The organism is Campylobacter sp. RM12640 (assembly GCF_020137595.1).
In the GTDB taxonomy this organism is placed as follows: Bacteria; Campylobacterota; Campylobacteria; order Campylobacterales; family Campylobacteraceae; genus Campylobacter_E.
The window spans coordinates 68197-91726 of sequence record NZ_JACGAU010000008.1 but is presented as its reverse complement, the minus strand read 5'-3'; the positions used below and the strand labels follow the sequence as shown (position 1 = coordinate 91726).

The following is a 23530-nucleotide window of genomic DNA, read 5'->3' as shown; positions in this document are numbered from 1 at the left end:
GTGCATTAGCTAGGAATATCCTAGCTAAAAAATTTATCTTATAACAAAACCAGAATTTAATCTAGGAGGCATACTAACACCTGGTTTGTGTATTGGCGGTGGATTCCAGCCTAGTCTAGTAGGAGTTACTCTATCTCTTTCAGCACTTATAAAAGCCCATCTCCAAGGACCACTGCCTGTAAAATAATCATACCAATAATACGCACTTGCATTCGTAATAAAACCTAAAGCTAAAATAGCTAAAACTGCTTTTTTCATTGAAAATCTCCTTTCATTAATGATTTGAATTATTATAATATAACTTAAATAAATTATATTGAAATTTTATTTAAAAAATAGATATTTTGTAACTATAAGTAACAATTAGCTAATTTATATTTCAAATTCTTTAATAATTTAAAATATAAATTAGACTTTTATATCAATTAATCTTGTATCGCTTAAATCTTTTTTAAATTCTTTTGTAAAATCTATAAAATCACTTAATTTATCATTTGTAATTAACTCTTCTAATTTATCTTCGCTTATTTTTAAATTAATATTAAAATCTTTTAAGAGTTTCTTTTCATCATTTGTTAGACTTTTTAGGCCTTGATTTTTTAGCTTTGCTAAGGCTGCTAATTTTTTTAATTCTTCTAATTCTTTCTCTTTTAATTTATCTGTATTTGCAATCTTATATAAGCTAATAAAATCATTATTATTTTTATTATTAGATACTTCTATGTTATCTTCAAAATATCCCTTTTCGCCTACATTTAGAAATTCGCCAAATGTAATAATACCATCAAGATTTTTATCATTATTTAAACTAGCATTTAAAGCATAGCTAATATCAACATAGTATTCATCATTATCTGCTAAAAATTTACTCTCTTCATAGCCTTTTACATAATTAGTGATTATATATTCACCTTTATTATCTCTTCTATATTCAAGCCTTTCAAGTATAAAGTTTAATGTCTTTTTTCCTTCTTTATTGCTTAGCTCCCCATTACCATCAACATCAGCTTCAAGGAATTTTCGTTTATAAGCAATATCACTAAACCACCCAGCTACAAAGCTTGCTGCGTCTTTATCTAAAATAGTGCCTTTACTATTAAAAATGAAATTATCTTCATCAAAAAATTCTTTTAATCTATTGATATTATTTTCACTAAGTTTTACTCCGATATTACTTTCATCAAATTTAAAAAATACATTGTAATCTTGCTCTTTATTTGTCTTAATCTCAAAATTATTTATATTTATTGCATTTTTTATATTGTATAAATCAAAAGAATTTAAAGAATTTGAATTAATTTTATCTTGCCAAGCTATAGGCGTATTTAAATAGTTTCCTAGATAATGTCTCATAAAAAATCCTTTAAAATTATGACTAAATTAGATCTAGCTAATTAATCAAGACATTTTTAAAATCATATAGCTATTTTTTACACTTAAAAAGCAATATTAAAGCACTAATACTTTTTAAAATATGCACTAACATTCGTAATGCAAATTAAGTTAATACATTAAAAAATGATTTGAATTATTATAATTTGATTTTAATTAATACTATTATTATTTTATTTAATGTTTTGATATATTGTAACTTTTAGTAACAATTAATTAAAAATAAAAAATTAAACTTTAATATCAATTAATTTTGTATCGCTTAAATCTTTTTTCAATTCTTTCGTAAAATCTATAAAATCATCTAATTTATCATTTGCGACTAAATCTTCTAATTTATTTTCACTGATTTTAAGATTAAGACTAAAGTCTTTTAAGAGTTTCTTTTCATCATTTGTTAGACTTTTTAGGCCTTGATTTTTTAGCTTTGCTAAGGCTGCTAATTTTTTTAATTCTTCTAATTCCTTTTCTTTGAATTTATCTATATTCATAATTTTATAAATATTACCACTATCAATTTTAATTCGCTCATCACTTGATTTACAATCAGCTGTATATTTATGAATTTTATTTTTACCATCAGCTCCTAAATATTCGCCAAATGTTATTATTCCATCAAGGTTTTTATCATCATTTAAACTAATATTTAAAGCCTTGCTAATATCCATACTCTCGCCCTCTGGCAAAGCTACCATACTAGGTAAATATGTGCCTATGATTGCACTTGAGATTATTTCTTCTTCAAGTGTCTTTTCATTTACTACTATTTCGGCTGCTTCACTAAATACCGTAAATGTATATTTAAATTCCTTGCCCGTTAATTCTCCATCGTTATTAATATCAGCTGCTAAGAGATTTTCTCTATAAGCAATATTGCTAAACCATCCAGCGACAAAACTTGCTGCATCTTTATCTAAAATAGTGCCTTTATTATTAGCAATGAAATTATCGCTATCAAAAAAATCTTTTAATCTATTTAGATTTTTTTCATTTATTTTTACACCGATATTATCACTATCAAATCTAAAAAATACATTGTAATCTTGCTCTTTATTAGTCTTTATCTCAAAATTATTTTTATTTATTTGATAATTTAAATCTTTTAGCTCTTTTTCTGTTAGCTCGTGCTTTTTAACATCAATCCTCCAAGCTATCGGCATATTTTTACTAGCACTTATATCGTGTATCATAAATAATCCTTAAAATACGGTAGTAAAAACTACCGTAACAATTAATCAAGACATTTTCTTAGTGTTTCATTAAAATTTTTGCAATTTCGTTTATTTATATTATAAATAACAGTATCTCTTGCTGAAGAATTAAAAGCCGAACTCCAAGCACCTGACCAAGTAATAAAGTTATAACCATTTGTATAACTAATCCAAGAATACGCACTTGCATTTGTAATAAAACCTAAAGCTAAAATAGCTAAAACTACTTTTTTCATTGAAAATCTCCTTTCATTAATGATTTGAATTATTATAATTTTATTTTAATTAATAATATGATTATTTTATTTAATATTTTGATATATTGTAACTTTTAGTAACATTAAATTAAAAAAATATTTTAAACATTAATATTAATTAATTTTTATATTAATTAAATCTTTTTAAATTCTTTAACCTAAGCTTGAGATTTTTTCTATAATTACGCCAAATCCTTGCCTTGCTACAGAGCCTACGACAAAATCACTAATTAAGGCATTTTCTCCACGAATAGTATCATCAGGTATTATATTTGAGATACTAACGCCTGTTCTTTTTGAAATATTTTTAGCAATTAATTTCCCATCAATATAAAAATCACTAGCACCTTCGCCACGCCTAGCACGAGAATGCTCAATTCCTACTGCTTCTTTATGAATTCCTTTTCTAGTTTTTAATATTCCTATTATTTTTTTATCATCTCTTATAACTTTGATTAAATCCTTATCTTTAAGACCTAGTTTTGCTGCTGTATCTTCGTGTAATTCAATGTAGTTTGAATATTTTAAATGAGTTAGTTTTGAACTAGCAGCAACTAAACTTGAATATATATTTGATTTATACGAAAAGGCTTTTAGATTTAACTCATCTAATGTGGTATTGTTTTTAAATCTTTGTTTTACAAAATAAGGAACTCCACTATAATTTTTCCCAGTTAAAGAATCCTTAGTAAGTGCTAAATCTTCGTTATAAATAGCTATTTCTTTTTTGTATGTTTTTGCTAAGGCGTTTTTGTTATATGCTTTGTTTTTGCTTTCAAATTTTCCACCCCTTGCCATACAAAATAAAGCTTTTTTATAGTGTTTTGGGCTAATTTCTTTTAATTCTTGAATGAATGGTAAGTCCTTTATCTCATCTTCGTTTATTTCATAATCAAATCCACCATCAAGTGCAACATTTATAAAACTTCTTAAATAATAATCACTCGGCTTATCAAGGTCAAATAAATTACCTTCACTATCGCTAATTGCGTTTTTGCCAAATCCTGCTAAGCCTAATTTTTTGCCTAATTCAATTATAAAGCTATCCATACATACGATTTCATTATTGCTAAACTTAACATTAGGAGAATTTAAAATAGGAAATCTAAAATGACTAGCTTTACTCAAAGCACCACCCCAAGGATTAACAACGCCCCAAGTCTCATACATAACGCTATCAGGAACTATATAATCAGCAAACATACTTGTTTCGTTTATAAATGGGTCAATTGCTATGAATAATGGTATTTTAGAGCTATCTTTTAAAGAATTTTTAACATTATTCATATTACTAGCATAAGCAATATTAGCATTCCAAGAAAGCAATATATCTATTCCGTAAGGATATTTTAATGCTGCATTTGTGATTGCGTCGGTGCAAATTGCATTAGTTAGTGGATACCAAGGTAGTTTTGATGGATAAGGGTTTTCGTTGTTTTTGATTTTGTTTTTATATTCGCTAGTTGCTTCATAAGGTTTTTTAGTTTTATCAACTCTAATTCCACTAGGTTTAATTTTGCCTTTATATTTTGCTAATTCAAATTCTCCTGACAAATCATTATATTTACCCCCACCAGCACTCATTCCACCAATTTTATTTAAATTCCCAAGCAAACCAACTAATTCTAAAATAGCATAAGCTGTATAAAATCCATTAGTTTGCATAGTCCCGCCGTGCAAATCAAATGCTACTTTATTTTTATATTTTTTGATTTTTTCTAATAAATATTCATAATCTTTTTTACTAACGCCACTATTTTGCAATAAATCATCTAAAGAATTTGAATTGACACTTTCTTTTAATTTGATAAAACTTGTTTTAACCTTTATTGCTTCATCATCTAAAGTTATTATTCCATCATAATAAATATTAGCTTTTTTACAATCTTTTGCACTTATTAATCCTTGCTCGTTAATAACCATAATTTCATTATTAATTCTTAAAAATTCTCCTTTTTTATAGTTTTTATAATCATCTTCAACGACTAAATAAGCAGCATTAGAAAAACTTACATTGTTTTCATTTAAATTAGTATAAGATAGATATTCTTCATCATAAATTTTTTGATTTATTACATCTTGTAATAAGGCTAAGGCTAAAAACAAATCCCCACCAGGCTTTATAGCAATCCATTTTCCTACGCTAGATGCACTTGAAGTAGAATTTGTAAGTATTGGGGTTATTGTTGCGTATTCTAAATTATTGCTTTTTCTATTTGCTATTTTTAATCCTTGTCTTTTGAAAGGATTTCCAGCTTGAGCAGGAGCACTTGCGAAATTAATCAAAAACTCGCAATTATCAAAATCAGGTTTTAAGTGTGGGTATTTATCAAAATCATTTAAAAAAGCAGCCATTCCAGCTCTCATAGAAAGACCGCAAGTTGCTGTGTGTCCGTGAAAATTGATAGTTCCGAATGATTTTTGAAATCTTTCTTGAAAGAAATTCTTTCTTCCTTCATCGCCTGTTGCGATTATACATAATCCATTTGTTTTCTTTCCAAATTCAGGAGCATTTTCATCTATTAAATCAGTATGATTATAAACTTCTTTAAATCCTTTTACATAGCCTTCATTAAACAAATCTCCGCCATTTACTATCTCATCTAAAAATTTATCAGGCTCAATACTTTGCCATTTATTTTCTCCCCTTTTTCCAACTCTTTTTAGTATTTTAGTTACCCTTGCTTTATCATTTAATTTATCAAATATTAAATTACCCCTAGCACAAACACTTGAATGGATTTTGCCTTGATTTGTGAGTAAATAACTATCTTTTATACTAGTATTCATATTAAGCCAAGGGTCGCTTGATAATAAACTATATGGATTGCCAATAACTTTTAAAACCTTATTATCTAATACTTTTACCCTAACACCACAATGAGTAACGCAACCATTACAAACACTTGAATAATACTTGCCGATTTGTGGATTTAGGCTATTTGCATATATGCTATCGTTTGTTTTTGTTTGTGGTTTTATGATTTTTTGTATTGTTTCATTGTAAAAATAAGCCCCTGCTATGCCTGTTATCCCTGATGCTATTAAAAACTTTCTTCTACTCACTTAATTCTCCTTTTATTTGTTTTTCTAATATGCTTACTAAAAGACAAAACAAACTTATACAAATTAGCCAATTGCCAAATACAGAACCTAAACTATCACTACCTAAGATTTTTGGTGTGTATGTTAAAAATCCACTCATAATTTTTGGCATAGAATTTCCTGCAAAAACTACATTGAATTTAAAGCTAAAGCTATAAATTATCATAGATAAAAATGCAAGTAATAAAAAGAATTGATTGTTTTTTAATCTTGTAAAAAGATTTATTAAAATAATAAAAATTAAGCAAAACTCAAGTATGAAAATCTCATAAAATCTAGCCATAAATACATATTGATATAGCTCTTTAATTTCTTTATTAAAACCAAGCATAAAGCTAAACCAAAATAATCTTAATAATAAATCACATACTATTAAAGCACTAGCAAGTCTTATAAAGATAAAAAGATTGATTTTATAATTTATGATTTTTGAATATACAAATAAGACTAAAGCACATATTCCAACACCGCCTACACCGCCATTTGCAGCAAATAAAAGTGGTAAAACAGGTGTATTCCAAAAACTAACTCCAACACTTGTTCCTAAAATATATCCAGTGTATAAAGGAATGCAAAAAGATACAATAAGTGTGATTATTCCTAATTTTTTAGTATTTTTATTGTTAATATGCTTATATGCTAATAGTATTAGTAAAATAGGGTAGGTTATAAGTAATATAATTCCTATTTTCATAGCTGAAGTTGATAGATTACCCCAGCCATTTAAAAAGATTTCAAAAACTCTGCTAGGTTGTTTTAAATCATCAATTAAATTAAAAGGAATTGCACATAAACAAACAAAAGAAATTATCATTGAAAATAGGGCGATATTTTTGTAGTTTTTCAATCCAAATACTAAATATAAACTAGCACATAAAAACGCTCCAAAACTAGCTCCTGCTATGAAAAAATCATTCACAACATCTAAAGCCCAAGTTCGCTGAACGCTAAAACCTTCTAAAACTACAGCACTCATTTTATTCTCCATTCTTCTTCTAAAGCCAAATCAAATTCTTTTGAAATATCTTGAAACATTTTATGATTAGGATTGATTTCATTTAATTCATTGTCTAAATTAATATAAAAAACTTGTGGTTTAGTCCCAAAATTTTGCTTTAAAACACTTGTTGGATAATCTTTTAATATTTGTGAAATTTCACTTGAACTATCATTTAAATCGCCAAAAATTCTAGCCCTACCAACGCAGGTTTGAACACAAGCTGGTAATTCATTATTATCTATTAAATGCACACAAAAAGTGCATTTATCAGCTACTTTTGTATTTTTATTAATAAATCTTTTATCATAAGGACAGGCATTTACGCAGTAACTACAACCCCAGCATATTTCATTATCTACTAATACTATTCCATCTTCTCTTTTAAAAGTTGCTCCTGTAGGGCAAACGCTTACGCAAGGTGGATTTTCGCAATGATTACAAAGTTCTGGCAAAAATGCCTTAAATACTTCATCGCTTTTACTTAATTCATATTCAGTAACAAATGTTCTAAATTGTTCGTGGGGGACTTGATTTTCATTGATACAAGCAGCAGTGCAAGCTTGACAGCCGATACATTTTCTAAGGTCAATTAGCATTGCATAGCGTTTTTTTCTATCTCCTATATATCTTTTATCTTTTTTATCTATTCCATTATTTTTTAGGCTAAAAGCATAACTTGATGAAGCTAATGTGGTTGTAATAAATACTCTTCTATTCATATAAAACCTTTGATTTAGATTTTAATGAGTATATTTTTTGATTGTATAATTAAAGTTAAAATTTAATAATAAATTAAGGTTTAAATATTATTGCCTAATTTTGGTTTGTTATTATCAATAAGTTTATATATAAATTTTATATAAATTTTTATAAGAATTTAATAACCATTAATATTTTTTTAAACCTACCGATATAGAAAAATAACGGGGGTTTAAAATGCAAATATCAAACTATAATCACTTTTATAATATTTTAAAGCGTGAAGCAATAATTAATTACAATGTAAAAGAGCGTAATCAAAGCACAATTGATAGTGTAAGAGAGCAATATATCAAAAATCTTAATTTAGATGAAAACTTATTAAATGATTTAAATAATACATTTATAAGAGATGATTATTTGCCAAAGAAAGCTTATACAATCAAAGAAGCTTTAAAGAATTTAAATAGTGATTATAGTGAAGCTTTAAAAGATTTAAAATATAACATAAATCAAATGTCTAATTTAATTTATAATTCAGCTTTTAGCGATTTTGATGAAACTTTTGTTGATGATGGGACTAATTTAGGCAATCTAAAAACCAAGCTTAATTTAAAATTAAGAGTAATGCAAGAATACAAAGTAAGTAATATTTATCAAAGAGCTTTTAGTGATTTTTTTAACCCTGAAGACAAAAAAGAACTAAGAGAGTTTTTAAAAGATTTTAAGATTAATAATGAATACATTGATGAAAGTCTTAATAATATTAATGATAGTGATATTTTAAAATTATTATGTGATAAAAATATTAGCGTTAAAGATTTTATAAGTGAGTGCAAAAGATTAAAAGCTATAGAAGAAAATGAACTAAATCAAAAACTAGAAAATAATAAAAAAGATGATTTTAAACCAATAGAAGTAAAAGGCACAAGCACTCGTGAAAATATGGAAGAGATTTTAAGTAAGATTGACCCACGCAAAGTAAAAGATGAAAGAGATTTATTAGCTATTGTAATGGCATATAAAGATAGCAAGAATTTATATGATAAAAGAATTTAAAATAAAGGAATAATTATGAAAATAAATTCTTATTCAACATATCAAATAACTAATATAAGCAAAAAAGAAACAAATAACGAGATTAAAAAAGTAGATAATAAAGCAGATGATAAAAAGGTAGGAGTTGTTTTAGGATACGGAGTTGATAAAGATGGCTTTTTTACAAGTGATTTTAACAAAGCTGCAGGTATTCCGGATAATTATAAAATCCACAGCGATACTTTAAAAAATCTAGTAGATAGAAATAACAATTCTTTAAGAGCATATAGAAAGTATTATGAAATTGATATAGCAAAAACTGTTAATAACGCTTATACACTTTTTAGCCAAGTTGTAAGTGAAGATTTTTTAAACTCTAAAGATTTTTTTAACACCGAAGATATAAAGCAATTTCCACAAGGTTATATTCAAGCAAGAAGTGATGAAATCAAAATCAATAAAATTTTACATTCACCTGATGATTATGAGAATAATCACGGAATGACTTTTCAAAATGAACTTTACCAAACTCATCATCCCTTATTTTATTCTTTTGACAATGACGATAAAACCTTACCAAACACAAATGTTTTTCCACCTGACAATGTCAAGCAAGACCCTAGATTTAGTGGATATTTTGGTGATTATGACGAAGCAAGACAAAATTATATAAATGAAAATGGAGAAATATCAAAAGGTGGGCTTTTGATAGGTATATTAAAATCAAACCCAACTTTAATTGAAGGAAAAAGCACATATAAAGGTAAATTAAGTGGTTATGATAGAAAAATTAGCTCGGCTACATTTTTTGCATTTGATAAAGCGTTAGGAATGCAAGTAATGGCAAGGGGAGAAAATGGCTTTATGAGTGCTGAAGTTGAGCGTATGCCAAGATGGCTGAAAGATTATGTCAAATTAAATGCTTATGATAAACCATTAAGCCAAAGAAGTGCTATTTTAGAAAGTGCTAATTATACTAAAACCTTATATAGTCTTAATAGTGGATTTTTTAGTAGTAATAAAAAAGCTGAAGAAAAACAAGCTGATGAATTTATGAGAAAGATAAGAGAATTAATGGGTTTAGAAAATCCAAATAAAAACATTAGCGAATTAAATTATGATGAGTTTTTAAAACTAGCTTTTAGTTTTAGCCAAAATAAAGTATCTAATATAAGATTGTTTGATATAAAAGTTTAGATTATTTTAGAAATTTTATTGCAAAAGTTATAAGATATTTTGATTTTTGAAAAGATTTTCTTATCTTAAATTCTTAAAACTAAATAGAATTTAAAATAAGAATAAAAAGCGAATTAGGAATAATCCTAATTCAAAATTATTAAAGTTTGCCGCCTTCTACAACAACGCTTTCTTTATCAATATCAGTTCCATAAACAGGTGCTAGAGTTTCATCATAATTTTTGTGGAAGAATTGCTCTTCGCCTAGTTTTACTATCTCATTATTTAGCCATTCTAAAAGCTCTTTATTGCCTTTTTTAACAGCAGGTGCGATTACATCAATATCCCCTAATTCACTAATACCTACTACAAAATCAGGATTGTTTTTAACCCAAGCAAAAAGCAAGGTATTATCGTGTGCTAGTGCAGCACCTCTGCCATCTAATAATGCTCCAAAAGTTTCAGTATTTTGGTCGTATTTTGCTAGATTTACTCCGTTTTTATTTTTTGTAAAATACGCATCAGCAGTTGTGCCTTTATTTACGATTAGAGTTTTTCCATCTAGTTCTTTAATGTCTTTAATCTCTGCATTTTTAGGACTTGCAATGCCTAATGAAACTTTCATATAAGGTAATGCAAAATCAACAACTCTTGCTCTTTCAGGTGTTTTTGTAAAATTAGCTAAAATAATATCAACTTTATCAGATTGTAAAAACTCAACCCTACTAGCAGCCTCAACAGGAACTAAGGTTAATTTATCTTCACTACCTAATAAATCTTTAGCAATTCTTTTTGCAAAATAAATATCATAGCCTTGGAATTTGCCTTCTTTATCAACAAAGCCAAATGGTGGTTTATCAGCAAAAACACCTATTTTAATATTATCGCTAGTTTTAATCTCTTCAATATTTCTAGCATTAGCAAAACAGGTTAGTAAAGCCCCTGCAACAAGTGATAAAATAACTTTTTTCATAATTTCTCCTTTAAATAAAATCGCTTGTAATTAAAACGCAAAAAAATTAATAAAAGATAATTTTAATCCTTTTTAAATTCAAACATATTTAAAAATTGCTTAGCTCTATTAGTTTGCGGATTTGTAAAAAACTCTTCAGGACTTGCAATTTCAACAATTTTGCCACTATCCATAAAAATAATTTTATCAGCTATAGCTCTAGCAAATGCCATTTCGTGAGTTACTATTAGCATTGTTTTTTCTTCTTTTGCAAGATTTAATAATACATCTAAAACTTCTCTTACTATTTCAGGATCAAGCGCAGCCGTAACTTCATCAAAAAGCATAATTTCAGGATTCATACATAAAGCTCTAACTATTGCAATTCTTTGTTTTTGACCGCCACTTAGCTCTTTTGGATAGGCGTTTTGTTTATGCTCTAAACCAACTTTTTGTAATAAATCTAGGGCTTGTTTTAAAACTTCATCTTTTTTACGCTTTTGAACTTTCATAGGAGCTAATAAGATATTTTCAAGCACATTTAAATGGTCAAACAATTCATAGCTTTGAAACACCATTCCAACATATTTTCTAATCTCTTGCCAGTTTTTATAATCTTTAGTAATTATTTCATTTTTTATATAAATATTTCCACTAGCTATATTTTCAAGTCCGTTAATACACCTTAAAGTTGTGCTTTTTCCACAGCCACTAGGTCCTACTAAAACAACAACTTCGCCTTTATTAACTTCAAAAGAAATATCCTTTAAAGCGTGGTTATTGCCGTAAAATTTATTAATATTTTCAAGTTTTAAAATACTCATTAACTCCACCTTTTTTCTAGTATTTTTGATATTTTTGATAAGGGATAACAAATTATAAAATATATAAAAAATATAATTGTATAAATATATAAAGGTGCTAGATTGCTAATAAATAATGTAACTTCTTTTAATTGATTACCTATTGCTAAAATATCTACAACACCTATTAAATAAGCTACTGAAGTAGTCTTAATCATACGGCTTAAAAGATTTATTACATTAGGAATTAATCTTTTTAATGCAAGTGGCAAAATAATATATCTATACATTTGGTATTTGCTAAGTGCAAGTGCGATTGAGCTTTCAAATTGGTGTTTAGGAATACTTGTTATTGCACCCCTTACTAAATCCATCATCTCAAACATACCCCAAATCACAAATACAATAATAGTAGCACTAATAGCATCTATACTAAGCCAACTTGACATTCCAAAATATATTAAAAATAGCCAAACGATAATAGGCATAAACCTTATAATTTCAAGAATTATTTTTAGAATATAAAAAATAATTTTATTTCCTAAACTCATAAAAACGCCTAAAATAAGCCCACCTATAATTGAGAAAAATATAGATACAAAAGATATAAATAAAGTAACTTTTAAGCCTTCATAAAGCCTTGAATAAATTGATAAATCAAATAGTATTTCACTCATTTTCTAATCCTTGCTTCAAACCAAGTTAAAAATAATGAAAGCGGTAAAATCATTATAAAATAAGCAACACAAAGCATAAATAAAGCTTCATTAGTCACATAATAAAGTCCTATTATATCTTTTGCTGTATAGACTAAATCAGCTAGAGCTATTACACTTACTACTGATGTTTCTTTTAACAAAAATATTATATTTGCATTAATACTAGCTATAGAAACTCTAAGTGATAATGGCAATAATATGTAGTATAAAACTTGATTTTTGCTTAATGCTAGAGCATATCCTGCTTCTATTTGGTGCTTATTAATAGCATTTAAGCCTGATTTTAAACTCTCAGCCATATATCCACCACCTAAAAATGCAAGTCCAATTACTCCACAAGTAAAGGCTTCAAGTTTAATTCCAAGCTTTGGCATTGCATAATATAAGAAAAACAAATGAATTAAAAGCGGGGTATTTCTTGAAAGCTCTATATAAGCATTACAAATTAGTTTTAAAAACCTTAGTTTATGTAGTTCAACCCACATACAAAATAGCCCTATTAAAAATGATAAAACTATGCCATAAAATGCAAGTTTTATAGTAAGGATTAATGCGTCTATGTAAAGTGGATAAAACTCTTTTATAACTTCAAAATCCATCTAAGCTCCTAGCTAAAATAAAAACGGGTTAAATATATCTTTTTTTGATAAATAATATTTGCAATTTTATTTTCAAATTCTTTTAATTTTGTTACAAAAATTATTAATAAATATGTGTATATATTAAATAATTTTATTCAAATAAATTAACTTGATTTTGAGATAAATAATTTAAAGAAATCTTTAAGAATGCTTATTTATAATCAGCCTTTTAATTTTGGCTAAGTTTTAGCTATACAAAGGATTTTTATGAAAACTTCAAATTTTGGTGCAGAACTTGCACACTTTCATCAAAACTACCTAAGCAAATTCTATAGCAATACTAAAGCGGTTATGGTTTTAAGCATAATGGCAACTTTATATTTTGCTATTTTTGGTGGTGTTTTTGCAGTAACAGGCGAATTTACTCGTATCGGTGGGGAAATTCTTGAGCTTTTTGGAATGGATTTAAGTTCGTATTCATATTATCAAAAGCAAAATCTAAACGGAACTATGCTAACTCGTGTTGATGGAGTTATGATTATTGGACTTATAATTGGTTGTTTATTAGCTGCTAGCGTTGCTAATAAGGTGTATTTTAGAAAAATAGCTTCTAAGACTAGATTTTTTCAAGCATTAGTAGGCGGGATATTAGCAGGATTTGGTGCTAGACTTGCTTGGGGATGCAATTTGGCTAACTTTTTTACAGGTCTTCCTTATTTTTCTTTACATACTTGGGTTTTTGCTATTTTTATGTGTCTTGGGGTTGCAGCGGCTATTTTGGTGCTAAAAATTAAGATTTTTGCTCCTAGATATGAGATGATTAAAACAAATACTCCGCAATTAAAAATAGATAAGAATTTAGAACAAAAAAACAAAATTATTTTATTTCTTAGTGTGATTGCTTTTTTTGTATTCTTTGCATATTTAGCTAGTAATGATACTAAAAATCTTCCTACAGCATTGATATTTGGTGTGATTTTTGGCTGGTTGATACAAAAAGGACAGATTTGCTTTACTTCTTGTTTTAGGGATTTATTTTTATTTAAAAGATATAGCTTTTCTTTAGCTTTATTTGTATCAATGTTAGTTGCTAGTATTTTCGTATTTGCATTATTAAATAAAGGCGGATACAACGCTAAGGTTTTAGAAATATCTCTTGGGCTTTGCACGGGAGCATTTATATTTGGCTTTGGTATAGTGTTTGCAGGTGGTTGTGAATGTGGATTTTTATATCGTGCAGTAGAAGGGCAAACTCATTTTATAGTAGTTGGTATTGGAAATATAATAGGAACTATGCTAATTGCTTTAAATTATGATTTATTGCCTAAGTGGTTTTTGAGTGGAGAAAAAATCAAATTAAGCGGATATAGTGGTCTTGGCATTAATATAGCTTTATTTTTAATAAGCATTGCTTTAATATTATTTTATGCAAGGAGAAAAAATGAAAATTGATTATTCTATTTCTTTATTAGGCGAACCTTGTCCTTATCCTGCAATTGTTGCTAATGAAGTAATTCACAAGCTAAAAAGCGGCGAAGTATTAGAAATAATTAGCGATTGTCCGCAAAGTATTAATGGAATTCCACCTGATATGAAAGCTTTAGGTCATAGTTGCGAAGTAGTGCAAAATGGCTCTGTTTTAGGCTTTTATATCACTAAAAAATAAGTTTAGAATTTAAAACAGAAGTTTTAAATTCTAATTAACTTAAATCTTAAAATATAAACTAGACTTGCAAGTAAGCAAAAAACGCTTATTATGCAAGCTAGTGCAAAACTCGTATTAGCATTCATAGCACCGACTAAAAACGCTGCAAATCCTGCGAACATAAATTGCATAGCTCCAAGTATTGCTGAAGCACTACCTGAATATTTTTTAGATTTTTGCATAGCTTTTGTAACTAGATTTGGTGTTATAAAGCCTAGCATACATAAAGTTAAGAATAAAAATAAAGTAAAAGTATAAAAATTATTTGATAAAAGTATTAAGCAAAATGAATTAATTATCATTGTTAGACAAGCTATAAAAATTACTTTTGATATACCAAATTTAGAAGTAAAATACACATTTAATCTAGCTGTTATCATAAATCCTAAAGAATTTATCCCAAATATTAATCCATATTCTTGTAAGCTGATATTAAAAACATTGGTAAAAACAAAACTTGAACCACTAATATAAGCAAATAAAGTGCTCATAATTAAACTTGAGCTAATTACATAAATTAAAAAACTTTTATTAGTTAAAACACTTTTATATGCTTTATAAATATTTGAAAATGAAAATGGAATTTGATTTTTGTTACTTTCTTTTATATAAAAAATACTTAAAAATAATAATAAAATTCCAAGACAAAATAAAGTAATAAAAATGCTTTGCCAAGAAAAGTATTTAAGCAAAAGCCCACCAATGCTAGGAGAAATCATAGGAGCTATGCTAGAACTAATCATCATTAATGAAAATACAGCCACTGCTTTTTGCTTAGAAAAACAATCATTTACAATAGCTCTTGCAATCACAACCCCAGCACATCCGCCAAGTGCTTGCATAAATCTTAAAGCAATAAAAGTATAAATATTATCAACTAAAAAACATAAAAAGCTAGATATTATAAATATGAAAAGTCCTATAATTAATGGGATTTTTCTACCATAAATATCGCTAATTGGTCCATATAATAATTGTCCTAATGCAAAGGCTATAAAAAAACTAGCAATGCTTAATTGAGTATAAAACTCACTTGTATTAAAACTATGCTGAACTAAGCTTAATGCAGGTAAATACATATCGGTTGCAAGTGGGGCAATAGCACTTAAAAATGCCAATATTAAAATAAAAAATTTTTCTTTCATCTATACTCCTAAAAAATATGATATTGTCTTAATTTGGCAAATGAAGTTTTATGCAAGGAAAATTACCTTGCATAAATTATTAATGTTGATGATGATTGATTGCTTCTGGATATTTATAGCCTTTTTTCTCTAAATATTCTTGCATAAATTTAATTTCAATTTCTTGAGCTTTTATAATATCATTAGCTAATTTTTTGATATTTTCATCTTCTCCATATTTTAAAACGATTTTAGCCATATCAACAGCACCAATGTGATGAGGTAGCATACCTGCTACAAATGCTATATCAGGGTCGTTTTCATTCATACCTGCTTGCATTTTAGAATGCATTTTCATCATACTTTCATTTAGTTCTTTTTTCATATCGTTTAATTCTTGAGGACTTAAATCTTTAGCAAATAAACTAAATGCACCTAAGCATAAACATAAAAAAATTTTTTTCATAAAATACTCCTTGTTTTAAATAAAGATATATTTTATTAATTAGTAATTTCTATTAAGTAAATTATTTAGATTTTACATTAATTAAGACTATTTCGCTACTTGCATTAAACCTAGCTACTATACCCCAAAATCCCGCTCCACTTGTTACATACATTTTGCTATTTTTTACATTATATAAGCCTTTTAAATATCCTTGCTCAAGTTTAACAGCTAGGCTAAAAGGAAAGATTTGTCCTGCGTGAGTATGTCCAGCTAGGATTAAATCATAAGGGCTAACATCGTATTTTTTAACAAATTTTGGCTGATGGGTTAGTAAGATATTAAACTTATCTAATTTAGGCTTTAATTTGCTAATATCAGACTCAAAAGTCTTAAGCTTTAGCCCCATCAAATCATTTACACCTGATATTACAAAATCATCAAATTCTATGCTTTTATTATCTAAAAAATGCAATTTATATTTTTTTAATTCCTTAGCGATACTGCCTACTCCGTGATAATATTCGTGATTTCCTAAGACATAAAATGTGCCATAGGTTGATTTTAATTCATTTAGATAATTAAGGTTTTTGACATTATTAATACCTGTATCTACTAAATCTCCTACGATTACTACTAAATCAGGATTTAAAGAATTAATTTTATTAATTATATTTATAAAAAACTCATCATTTAAATTCTTTTTTAGATGAATATCAGCTATCATTGCGATTTTTAAATCTTTTTTTAGTTTATCTTCGTTTAGATTTATTTCTTTTATTTTAGGGACTTTTATTGCGTTTTTTGATACCTTATAAAAAAATACAAAAGCTATGAAAATAAATATATACTCATAATTTAAAATATTTATATCTTTTAAATAATAAATAAGTATAAAAAATATAGGAAAAAAATTGAATATCTCCCATATATCAATTGCTTTTGCAAAATGTTCTTCATAGACTATTTTTGTCTTGATATAATAAAAACTCATAATCATAAAAAACACAATAGTTGAAGCAATTAAAATTATAAAAGAATAATATAAAAGCTCTTTAATTAAGTTTTCTTGAGTAATTAGGCTTAGTTCAAACGCAAAAATAATACTATAAAAAGCCACAATTATTTTTCTAAATTTATTAAAAGTATTATTTTTAATAGTTCTTAAAAGCATATTTGCATTAGCGAAAAATACCAATAAAAAATATAAAATACCAAGTAATATAGCCATAATTAGTCCTTATTAGAATTTAAATTAGGAATTTCAAACTGCAATTCATCAGCAAATAGATTTCTCATACCAAAAATCCTACTTAATATTACATCTTGTTCTTTTACACTTGAGAGATTTTTGCCTGCATCTATTGTGGTTATTGCTACTTTCCCAACGATAATTCTACTCTCAACTCCACGCTCATAATTTTTAATCCCCCATAAATTATGCAATATATAGATTTTGTTATCAAATTCTCCTAAATATAAAACTATATGACCTTTTAGAGCTAGCAAGGTTGCAAAAGGTATTGCATTGCTTTTAATATAATTATATTTTTGTTTATTGCTAAGTTTTGAGATATTAAAAAATATTTTTCTATTTAAATAATCTTTTTGATAGATTTGATCTTGCGAATTTCTAGCTAGAAAAACTCCAAATGTGCCAAAGACATCTTTTAAAAAAGCAGAGCAATCTCTATCGCCGTTTAATCCGCCCCAGCCATAGTTTTGTCCTATTAATTCATTTGCGATTTTTTTTAAATCAACGCTAGAAAAACTATCTCCAAGCTTGAAAAAATCTTCTTTTTTGACCTTTATTTCAATAAGTTTTGCGTTATTGTTTAAATCCTTTTTAAAAACTCTTATAGTATAAAAATTAGCACTTTCTTTACTTAATGCCAAAGGCATTCCAATTCTTGCGTATTCTATGAAGTCTTCATTTTTATCTATTAATGCAATTTTATCTTTTTTAGGCATTATGAAGTCTTTTGATGATTTATAAATATTTAAATCTTCATCACTAATAAATGCAATATTTTTATTTTCTATAAAGCCAACTACCACGCTATTATAAATAAAACTCCAGCCAAAATCCTTGCTAAAATGAGAGATTTTAACAGGAGTATATGCGTAGATAAATGAGTTTTGCAAATAATCAAACGGATAGCCTTCACCTGCTAATTTAGGATTTTTAAATCTTGGTTTTTTAGTAGGTAATAATCTTAAATTACTTGAATGAATAATGATTGCATTTTTTGAAATTTTGTTTAAATTATCAAAATCAGCATTATCCACTATATTTTGCATTAATTTTTGAGAATTTAATTGATAATTTTCTCCATAACCTGTGTCTTTTAAAATATCATTTGCAATATTTTTCATATTGATATTTGTTTTATCAATTCCCCACACATAAAATAGGTTTTTTAAATAATTTTCTTTTAATTTTTGTGATACTTCTTTAGTGATATAAAACTCATTGCTCTCATAATTATTTAAATCTTGAGATGGAAGAGCAAAATAATTTTTACTGCAAGAAGTAAAAACTACAAGACAAATAATTAAAATAATATTTTTCATCATTCAAATCTAATTAAAATTTCACCTATAAATTTATTATCTTCGTAAGCTTCAACCCTATAAATCTTACCTGCTTTATCTATTGAGTATTGTTTTTGCATATTTTTAAGGCTTAGTTTTATACTATCTTCACTATCTTTTGCGTTATAGCCTATGACATTTATCCTTACTTTATCGTGTTTTTTAACTAAAAAATAATTTTTTACTTCAATCATTTTTGCAAAATTAGTTGTGATTTCTTTATCATCAACAATTAAATTTAACTTATCAATAATATCGCTATATTCAACATTTTTTTCTAAATACAAATTAGTTTGAAAGCGATTGCCGTATTGAATACTAAAGCCATTATCTTGATTGTTTTTAAAAATCGCAGTTAATTCATTGCTAGCTTTATAAGTAAATGGCAATTTTATTGGAATAAATCTTATTTTTTCTCTTGGTTTTTGAAGGCTTAATAAAAAGCGATTTTCAATTTTAATTAAAATCGGTTTTTCAATAACTTCTCTTACTGCATTAGGATTTAATTCAAATTCTCGTTCAAACTCAACTCCAGCAGCCTTTAAATAGCTCTCAATTGCTAGTAAATGATAATATGCTCTTTCGTGAGTTAATAGATTTTTGCTAGCTTCGTTTGCATAGGCGGCTTTACCTTGAGTAATTGCATAATAAGTTAGGCTTTTTAGCATTTCTTCATCGCCATTTGCTGTGTTTGTGTTTTTTAAATGATAGCTATGTAATTTGTGTAATAAATTATTATTTATACTTTCACAAGCTTTACTTGCAATTTCGTTTAAATTCCCGTATTTTGCGTCAATTTGCTCTTGGTCAATTATGCAAGAATTTCCCCATTTTTTAGGATTTTTATCCTTATTTATATAATTTGGAGAATAATATCCACTACCATCGTGAAGATTTATTATGAGTTTTACTTCAGGTAAAGTTATTATTTTTTTGATTAATTCAACCGTGTAATAATCAGGGTCATCTTCGCTAAGTTCTGCGAATTTGCGATTTAAATCTCCAAATTCTCCACGACTTCTAGCAATTATTGAATCAAATGCAAGATTTGGCACGACAATTACTTTTCCTTTAGTGATTTTATAATCAGTGATTAATAAGCTAGCAGCGTGAAAACCACCTGGCTCATCTCCTTGAATACCGCCAAAAATCAAAACGGTATTATCACAAACTTTTTCACATTCTCCTAAAGTGTTTATAGTAAAATTTAAAGCAAATAAATTAAGACTTAAAAATGTTAAAAATATCTTAAGCATTCAAAAACTCTCTTACCATTTTATCTACACTAAACACATCATCAATAGTATTTATTTTACTATCAGCAAATTTATCTAAAGCCTTAAATACTGCGTCACTAATATCATAGAATTTACATTCATCTTTTAAATATTTATATACAAATTCTTCATTAGCAGCATTGATAATAACACCTAAATCAGGATTATTTAATAGCTCATCTTTTAGTTTGAAAATAGGGTATTTATTAGGATTTATCTCAAAGAATTCTAATTTAGCAAGTTTTAAAATATCAAAATATTCACAAGCAGCAAAATCACTCTCACCTAAGAGTGCATTTGCAATGCTAAGCTTCATATCAGGTACGCTAAAATAAGCACTCATTGAGCCATTAATACTTTCGCAAAATGCGTGAATACTTGAGCTTGGCTCTATGATTGCATCTAATTCTAAATTAGGGTATAAATGTTTTGCTTCTATTAATTCATAAAGCTTATTTGTCATTGTTGCACTATCTATTGTGATTTTTGCTCCCATATCCCAATTAGGGTGTTTTAAGGCTTCATTTGCTTTTAGATTTGCAACTTCATTGTATTTAAAAAATGCCCCACCACTAGCAGTAATTGTGAGCTTTTTAGGGTGTTTAATACCCCTTAAAAGTGCTGCTAATGCACTATGCTCGCTATCAATAGGAGAGATATTAAAAGTATCAAGAAATTTTCCAGCCACAACCAAGCTTTCTTTATTTGCTAAAAAGAGTTTTTTATCTAATTCTTGAGTTTGTAAAGATATTTTAAGCCCTGCAAATCCTACTATTGCATTGATAATTCCATCACTTTTTAAATCTTGCATTATAAATGCAGCGTCTTTTATTGAGTATTTATTAGAATGATTGACTTTATCTAGTATTTCATCACTTGCTAAGACTATTTTAGGATTAAACATTTTTATTTGTTCGTTTAATAATTCATAGTTTTTATAAGCACTAATGCACTCTAATTTAATATCAGCTTGTTTTATTATTTTTAAAGCATTAACGCCGATTGAACCAGTTGAACCAAATACACTTATAATTTCAGGTTTTGTTGGATTTATAGTAAAGCTCATAAGAATACCACCATAATAATACTAGCAAAAATCAAAGCATCAACTCTATCTAATACTCCGCCATGTCCAGGGAAAAGCTCTCCACTATCTTTAACCTTCGCTAAGCGTTTTAAATAGCTTTCAAATAAATCTCCAAATACAGCAAAAAACGCCATTAAAAATGATAAAAATAAAACTTCTAAAAAGCCAATCTCACTATAAACAAAACTAGCATAAATACTTGAAACTATTGTGCTAATAATAATTCCGCCGATTACTCCTTCTAAAGTCTTATTAGGAGAACTTGGACTAAAGCTAGTTTTTCCATATTTTTTACCTACAAAATAAGCAAAACTATCACATAAAACAACGCTTAAAAGTAGCCAAATAAAGCCACTTAATTCAAATCTAATATAAGTTTCAAAAATAAAGCTAATTCCAATTCCTGCATAAATAAATGGTAGAATTTCTTTTAAATCTCCTTGTTTGTATGCTAAAAAAGAAGCAAGAACTAAAATAGCAAAAATCATAGAAACCACAGGCATTTGAGTATAAATTCCTAATATCAATCCTAAAGCTAAAATTAAATAATTATTTTTAGTATCAAATAATTTACAAGCTTCAAAATATCCAATGCCACTAGCTAATAAAAATATTATTAGCCATAAATAATAAGAATTTATCGCTAGAAAAATTACTGCAATTATTGCAAAAATTAAGCCTGTTTTTATTTTTTCATTCAACATAAATACTCCTTAAACAAGTTTATCAAAAAGCCTATCGCTTTCTTTTATTTCTTCAATTTCTTCATCTTCTTCTATCATAACACCGAAAAAATTAGCTCTTTTATGCTCTTTTTTAGGGCGTTCTTCTTGATATGATTTTTCATCATCAAGATTTGTGTTTGTTTTTGAGCTTTCGCTACTTTCTTCTATTACATTAACTTCTGGCGTAACTAAAGTAATTTGCTCATCAGCAAACATTTTTGCATTATGTTTTGCGTGATTATCAATCGCTACGCCTTGATTTTGATTTATATAATTTATATTTCCAATATTGCTAACACTCATAAAAAAACCTTTATAGTATCGTAATTAACATAATTAACGAATGCTTTTTCAATAATTTTTACATTTGCTCTTTTTGTAAAATCTACTAAAAAATTACCTTCTTTTTTACCAGAATAACAAGCACAAAGACTTGCAGCATGATAGATTAAATCTATATCATAGCTTTTTTTGTTGCTTGAAATTATTACATGAGAGCCTTTTAAATCCTTTAAATGAAACCATAAATCATCTTTTTTGCTATTTTTTAGCAAATATTCATTAGCGTTTTCATTAAGTCCTACGCTAATTTTGTAATCATTTACATAAAAATTTAATATGTTTGGATTTTGCTGGGTTTTGCCTTTTTTATTGTTTTTTGCGAATAATGAGCGTAAAAATACTTCATCTTTTGTGCAAATTATTGCTTGTTTTAGACTATTTAAAGCATTTATTTTTTCGTTTAGATTATCTTTTTCTATGCTTATATTTTTTGCTTTTTGGCTTAATTTTTTAGCGTTTTTATAAATATTATTTAGCTCATATTTTGCAGAGTTGATTAAAGAATATTTATAAATTCCTATTTCAAATTCTCTTTCGTAATCTTTGATTTTATATAAGTTTTCTTTTAGTGCATCGCCTTTTGCGTATTCATAAAGTGCTTTTTTGTTTAGCAATTCTTCATCTTCTAAAGAATTTATTAAAAGCTCTAATTTTTCAATTTTTTTATCATTTTCCATTATTTTTTGAGCTTTTAATGAGTTTAATTTCTCGTTTTGAAGACTTGCAAAAATATTTGCGAAATAAATTTTAAAATCTTCAATTTTTATATTTTTTTCAGTGATTTTTGTAGGTTCTAAATCTATGTAAGGTTCATTTTGTAAAATATCTCTAAGGTTGTTTTTGCCGTATCTTAAGGCACTTATTATATTTCTTTTATCATCTAAGATTAGTGCATTTGTAAATTTTCCTGAAAACTCAAGTATTAAATAAAATTCCATTTTTTTATAAGCGTGAGCTAAGGCTAGTTTAAACTCTAAAATCCTATTATTTATAGGCACTTTAATATCTAAAATACTTGCGTTAAAAAGCATTTTTTTAAGTTGTAAATCAAATGGACTAGTATAATCTTTAGCATATAAATTACCACTATAAATTGCACTTTTGCCCTTGGTTAAATCAAAATATAGTTTATCTTTAAACTCAATACATAAGCAATTATCATTTATTCTATATGCACGATTTATCTTTTTATATTGCTTTAAATAATCTTTAATTTGCACTAAATCATAATAATTCATTTTTAATCCTTTTATTAATTTTAACGGCTAAAATTAATAAAATTAGAAAAAAAGGGAAA

The 23530-nt window shown here is 26.9% G+C and carries 24 protein-coding genes; 4 read left to right on the top strand and 20 right to left on the bottom strand.

What is annotated here, in order from left to right:
• Positions 1 to 33: 33 nt before the first annotated feature.
• From AVBRAN12640_RS04605 to dsrO, 7 genes are all read right to left on the bottom strand, one after another.
• The gene (locus AVBRAN12640_RS04605) at positions 34 to 258 is read right to left on the bottom strand and encodes a hypothetical protein (protein ID WP_336609107.1); all 225 of its coding nucleotides are present in this window, start codon (positions 256 to 258) and stop codon (positions 34 to 36) included.
• Positions 259 to 408: 150 nt separating this feature from the next.
• Positions 409 to 1353, bottom strand: a complete 945-nt coding sequence (locus AVBRAN12640_RS04600) for a hypothetical protein (RefSeq protein ID WP_336609108.1) — start codon at positions 1351 to 1353, stop codon at positions 409 to 411.
• Positions 1354 to 1622: 269 nt separating this feature from the next.
• Positions 1623 to 2582, bottom strand: coding sequence for a hypothetical protein (locus tag AVBRAN12640_RS04595; RefSeq protein ID WP_336609109.1), 960 nt, complete (start codon positions 2580 to 2582; stop codon positions 1623 to 1625).
• Positions 2583 to 2623: 41 nt separating this feature from the next.
• Positions 2624 to 2839: a hypothetical protein gene (locus tag AVBRAN12640_RS04590; protein ID WP_336609110.1), complete on the bottom strand. Its 216-nt coding sequence runs from the start codon at positions 2837 to 2839 to the stop codon at positions 2624 to 2626.
• Between the two features lie 174 nt (positions 2840 to 3013).
• Positions 3014 to 5926 carry a tetrathionate reductase subunit TtrA gene (locus tag AVBRAN12640_RS04585; protein WP_336609111.1) on the bottom strand — a complete coding sequence of 971 codons (2913 nt, stop codon included), beginning with the start codon at positions 5924 to 5926 and terminating at the stop codon, positions 3014 to 3016.
• Positions 5919 to 6941, bottom strand: a complete 1023-nt coding sequence (gene nrfD, locus AVBRAN12640_RS04580) for an NrfD/PsrC family molybdoenzyme membrane anchor subunit (RefSeq protein WP_336609112.1) — start codon at positions 6939 to 6941, stop codon at positions 5919 to 5921. The genes AVBRAN12640_RS04585 and nrfD overlap by 8 nt, the downstream gene beginning before the upstream one ends.
• Positions 6938 to 7684, bottom strand: coding sequence for a sulfate reduction electron transfer complex DsrMKJOP subunit DsrO (gene dsrO / locus AVBRAN12640_RS04575; RefSeq protein WP_336609113.1), 747 nt, complete (start codon positions 7682 to 7684; stop codon positions 6938 to 6940). Before dsrO ends, nrfD begins: the two co-directional genes overlap by 4 nt.
• Positions 7685 to 7901: 217 nt before the next feature.
• Between dsrO and AVBRAN12640_RS04570 the strand changes: the two genes are divergently transcribed.
• Both AVBRAN12640_RS04570 and AVBRAN12640_RS04565 read left to right on the top strand, forming a co-directional pair.
• The gene (locus tag AVBRAN12640_RS04570) at positions 7902 to 8723 is read left to right on the top strand and encodes a hypothetical protein (protein ID WP_336612954.1); all 822 of its coding nucleotides are present in this window, start codon (positions 7902 to 7904) and stop codon (positions 8721 to 8723) included.
• A gap of 15 nt (positions 8724 to 8738) precedes the next feature.
• Positions 8739 to 9899, top strand: a complete 1161-nt coding sequence (locus AVBRAN12640_RS04565) for a Cj0814 family flagellar-dependent secreted protein (protein WP_336612953.1) — start codon at positions 8739 to 8741, stop codon at positions 9897 to 9899.
• Between the two features lie 139 nt (positions 9900 to 10038).
• On the opposite strand, the gene AVBRAN12640_RS04560 is transcribed toward AVBRAN12640_RS04565, so the two are convergent.
• The 4 genes from AVBRAN12640_RS04560 to AVBRAN12640_RS04545 form a co-directional block, all read right to left on the bottom strand.
• Complete coding sequence (locus tag AVBRAN12640_RS04560) at positions 10039 to 10851, bottom strand: cysteine ABC transporter substrate-binding protein (protein WP_214119709.1); 813 nt, start codon at positions 10849 to 10851, stop codon at positions 10039 to 10041.
• A 62-nt stretch (positions 10852 to 10913) separates the two neighbouring features.
• Positions 10914 to 11654 carry an amino acid ABC transporter ATP-binding protein gene (locus AVBRAN12640_RS04555; protein WP_336608472.1) on the bottom strand — a complete coding sequence of 247 codons (741 nt, stop codon included), beginning with the start codon at positions 11652 to 11654 and terminating at the stop codon, positions 10914 to 10916.
• Positions 11654 to 12310: an amino acid ABC transporter permease gene (locus AVBRAN12640_RS04550; protein WP_336608471.1), complete on the bottom strand. Its 657-nt coding sequence runs from the start codon at positions 12308 to 12310 to the stop codon at positions 11654 to 11656. Before AVBRAN12640_RS04550 ends, AVBRAN12640_RS04555 begins: the two co-directional genes overlap by 1 nt.
• Positions 12307 to 12951 (bottom strand): amino acid ABC transporter permease, encoded by a 645-nt coding sequence (locus AVBRAN12640_RS04545; protein WP_214115980.1) that lies wholly within the window; start codon positions 12949 to 12951, stop codon positions 12307 to 12309. Before AVBRAN12640_RS04545 ends, AVBRAN12640_RS04550 begins: the two co-directional genes overlap by 4 nt.
• A 249-nt stretch (positions 12952 to 13200) precedes the next feature.
• Between AVBRAN12640_RS04545 and yedE the strand changes: the two genes are divergently transcribed.
• Both yedE and yedF read left to right on the top strand, forming a co-directional pair.
• Entirely contained in the window at positions 13201 to 14385 is a 1185-nt protein-coding gene (yedE, locus tag AVBRAN12640_RS04540) for a selenium metabolism membrane protein YedE/FdhT (protein WP_214115978.1), read from the top strand.
• Complete coding sequence (gene yedF, locus AVBRAN12640_RS04535; protein ID WP_267525428.1) at positions 14375 to 14599, top strand: sulfurtransferase-like selenium metabolism protein YedF; 225 nt, start codon at positions 14375 to 14377, stop codon at positions 14597 to 14599. Before yedE ends, yedF begins: the two co-directional genes overlap by 11 nt.
• A 23-nt stretch (positions 14600 to 14622) precedes the next feature.
• Here yedF and AVBRAN12640_RS04530 read toward each other — a convergent pair whose 3' ends face one another.
• The 9 genes from AVBRAN12640_RS04530 to AVBRAN12640_RS04490 form a co-directional block, all read right to left on the bottom strand.
• Positions 14623 to 15783 carry a multidrug effflux MFS transporter gene (locus AVBRAN12640_RS04530; protein ID WP_336608470.1) on the bottom strand — a complete coding sequence of 387 codons (1161 nt, stop codon included), beginning with the start codon at positions 15781 to 15783 and terminating at the stop codon, positions 14623 to 14625.
• Positions 15784 to 15862: 79 nt separating this feature from the next.
• Positions 15863 to 16228, bottom strand: a complete 366-nt coding sequence (gene copM / locus AVBRAN12640_RS04525; RefSeq protein WP_214119711.1) for a CopM family metallochaperone — start codon at positions 16226 to 16228, stop codon at positions 15863 to 15865.
• Between the two features lie 61 nt (positions 16229 to 16289).
• The gene (locus AVBRAN12640_RS04520) at positions 16290 to 17438 is read right to left on the bottom strand and encodes a metallophosphoesterase (protein ID WP_336608469.1); all 1149 of its coding nucleotides are present in this window, start codon (positions 17436 to 17438) and stop codon (positions 16290 to 16292) included.
• A 2-nt stretch (positions 17439 to 17440) separates the two neighbouring features.
• Positions 17441 to 18781 carry an SH3 domain-containing C40 family peptidase gene (locus AVBRAN12640_RS04515; RefSeq protein ID WP_336607824.1) on the bottom strand — a complete coding sequence of 447 codons (1341 nt, stop codon included), beginning with the start codon at positions 18779 to 18781 and terminating at the stop codon, positions 17441 to 17443.
• The gene (locus tag AVBRAN12640_RS04510; RefSeq protein WP_239803375.1) at positions 18781 to 20058 is read right to left on the bottom strand and encodes a M99 family carboxypeptidase catalytic domain-containing protein; all 1278 of its coding nucleotides are present in this window, start codon (positions 20056 to 20058) and stop codon (positions 18781 to 18783) included. Before AVBRAN12640_RS04510 ends, AVBRAN12640_RS04515 begins: the two co-directional genes overlap by 1 nt.
• Positions 20051 to 21109: a 1-deoxy-D-xylulose-5-phosphate reductoisomerase gene (locus AVBRAN12640_RS04505; protein ID WP_214119727.1), complete on the bottom strand. Its 1059-nt coding sequence runs from the start codon at positions 21107 to 21109 to the stop codon at positions 20051 to 20053. The genes AVBRAN12640_RS04510 and AVBRAN12640_RS04505 overlap by 8 nt, the downstream gene beginning before the upstream one ends.
• 32 nt (positions 21110 to 21141) lie before the next feature.
• Positions 21142 to 21870 carry a phosphatidate cytidylyltransferase gene (locus tag AVBRAN12640_RS04500; RefSeq protein ID WP_336608468.1) on the bottom strand — a complete coding sequence of 243 codons (729 nt, stop codon included), beginning with the start codon at positions 21868 to 21870 and terminating at the stop codon, positions 21142 to 21144.
• A 9-nt stretch (positions 21871 to 21879) separates the two neighbouring features.
• A complete protein-coding gene (locus AVBRAN12640_RS04495; protein ID WP_214115955.1) occupies positions 21880 to 22194 on the bottom strand; it encodes a hypothetical protein in 315 nt (104 codons plus the stop codon).
• The gene (locus AVBRAN12640_RS04490) at positions 22191 to 23471 is read right to left on the bottom strand and encodes an NFACT RNA binding domain-containing protein (protein WP_214115953.1); all 1281 of its coding nucleotides are present in this window, start codon (positions 23469 to 23471) and stop codon (positions 22191 to 22193) included. The genes AVBRAN12640_RS04495 and AVBRAN12640_RS04490 overlap by 4 nt, the downstream gene beginning before the upstream one ends.
• Positions 23472 to 23530 lie beyond the last annotated feature (59 nt).

Bases quoted from the DNA above. Each gene is read 5' to 3' on its own strand.
- AVBRAN12640_RS04590 (WP_336609110.1), bottom strand. From the start codon at position 2,839: ATGAAAAAAGTAGTTTTAGCTATTTTAGCTTTAGGTTTTATTACAAAT.
- yedE (WP_214115978.1), top strand. From the start codon at position 13,201: ATGAAAACTTCAAATTTTGGTGCAGAACTTGCACACTTTCATCAAAAC.
- AVBRAN12640_RS04595 (WP_336609109.1), bottom strand. From the start codon at position 2,582: ATGATACACGATATAAGTGCTAGTAAAAATATGCCGATAGCTTGGAGG.
- AVBRAN12640_RS04605 (WP_336609107.1), bottom strand. From the start codon at position 258: ATGAAAAAAGCAGTTTTAGCTATTTTAGCTTTAGGTTTTATTACGAAT.
- dsrO (WP_336609113.1), bottom strand. From the start codon at position 7,684: ATGAATAGAAGAGTATTTATTACAACCACATTAGCTTCATCAAGTTAT.
- AVBRAN12640_RS04555 (WP_336608472.1), bottom strand. From the start codon at position 11,654: ATGAGTATTTTAAAACTTGAAAATATTAATAAATTTTACGGCAATAAC.
- copM (WP_214119711.1), bottom strand. From the start codon at position 16,228: ATGAAAAAAATTTTTTTATGTTTATGCTTAGGTGCATTTAGTTTATTT.
- AVBRAN12640_RS04560 (WP_214119709.1), bottom strand. From the start codon at position 10,851: ATGAAAAAAGTTATTTTATCACTTGTTGCAGGGGCTTTACTAACCTGT.
- AVBRAN12640_RS04570 (WP_336612954.1), top strand. From the start codon at position 7,902: ATGCAAATATCAAACTATAATCACTTTTATAATATTTTAAAGCGTGAA.
- AVBRAN12640_RS04500 (WP_336608468.1), bottom strand. From the start codon at position 21,870: ATGTTGAATGAAAAAATAAAAACAGGCTTAATTTTTGCAATAATTGCA.
- AVBRAN12640_RS04495 (WP_214115955.1), bottom strand. From the start codon at position 22,194: ATGAGTGTTAGCAATATTGGAAATATAAATTATATAAATCAAAATCAA.
- AVBRAN12640_RS04515 (WP_336607824.1), bottom strand. From the start codon at position 18,781: ATGAAAAATATTATTTTAATTATTTGTCTTGTAGTTTTTACTTCTTGC.
- yedF (WP_267525428.1), top strand. From the start codon at position 14,375: ATGAAAATTGATTATTCTATTTCTTTATTAGGCGAACCTTGTCCTTAT.
- AVBRAN12640_RS04530 (WP_336608470.1), bottom strand. From the start codon at position 15,783: ATGAAAGAAAAATTTTTTATTTTAATATTGGCATTTTTAAGTGCTATT.
- AVBRAN12640_RS04565 (WP_336612953.1), top strand. From the start codon at position 8,739: ATGAAAATAAATTCTTATTCAACATATCAAATAACTAATATAAGCAAA.
- AVBRAN12640_RS04545 (WP_214115980.1), bottom strand. From the start codon at position 12,951: ATGGATTTTGAAGTTATAAAAGAGTTTTATCCACTTTACATAGACGCA.
- AVBRAN12640_RS04490 (WP_214115953.1), bottom strand. From the start codon at position 23,471: ATGAATTATTATGATTTAGTGCAAATTAAAGATTATTTAAAGCAATAT.
- nrfD (WP_336609112.1), bottom strand. From the start codon at position 6,941: ATGAGTGCTGTAGTTTTAGAAGGTTTTAGCGTTCAGCGAACTTGGGCT.
- AVBRAN12640_RS04520 (WP_336608469.1), bottom strand. From the start codon at position 17,438: ATGGCTATATTACTTGGTATTTTATATTTTTTATTGGTATTTTTCGCT.
- AVBRAN12640_RS04510 (WP_239803375.1), bottom strand. From the start codon at position 20,058: ATGCTTAAGATATTTTTAACATTTTTAAGTCTTAATTTATTTGCTTTA.
- AVBRAN12640_RS04550 (WP_336608471.1), bottom strand. From the start codon at position 12,310: ATGAGTGAAATACTATTTGATTTATCAATTTATTCAAGGCTTTATGAA.
- AVBRAN12640_RS04600 (WP_336609108.1), bottom strand. From the start codon at position 1,353: ATGAGACATTATCTAGGAAACTATTTAAATACGCCTATAGCTTGGCAA.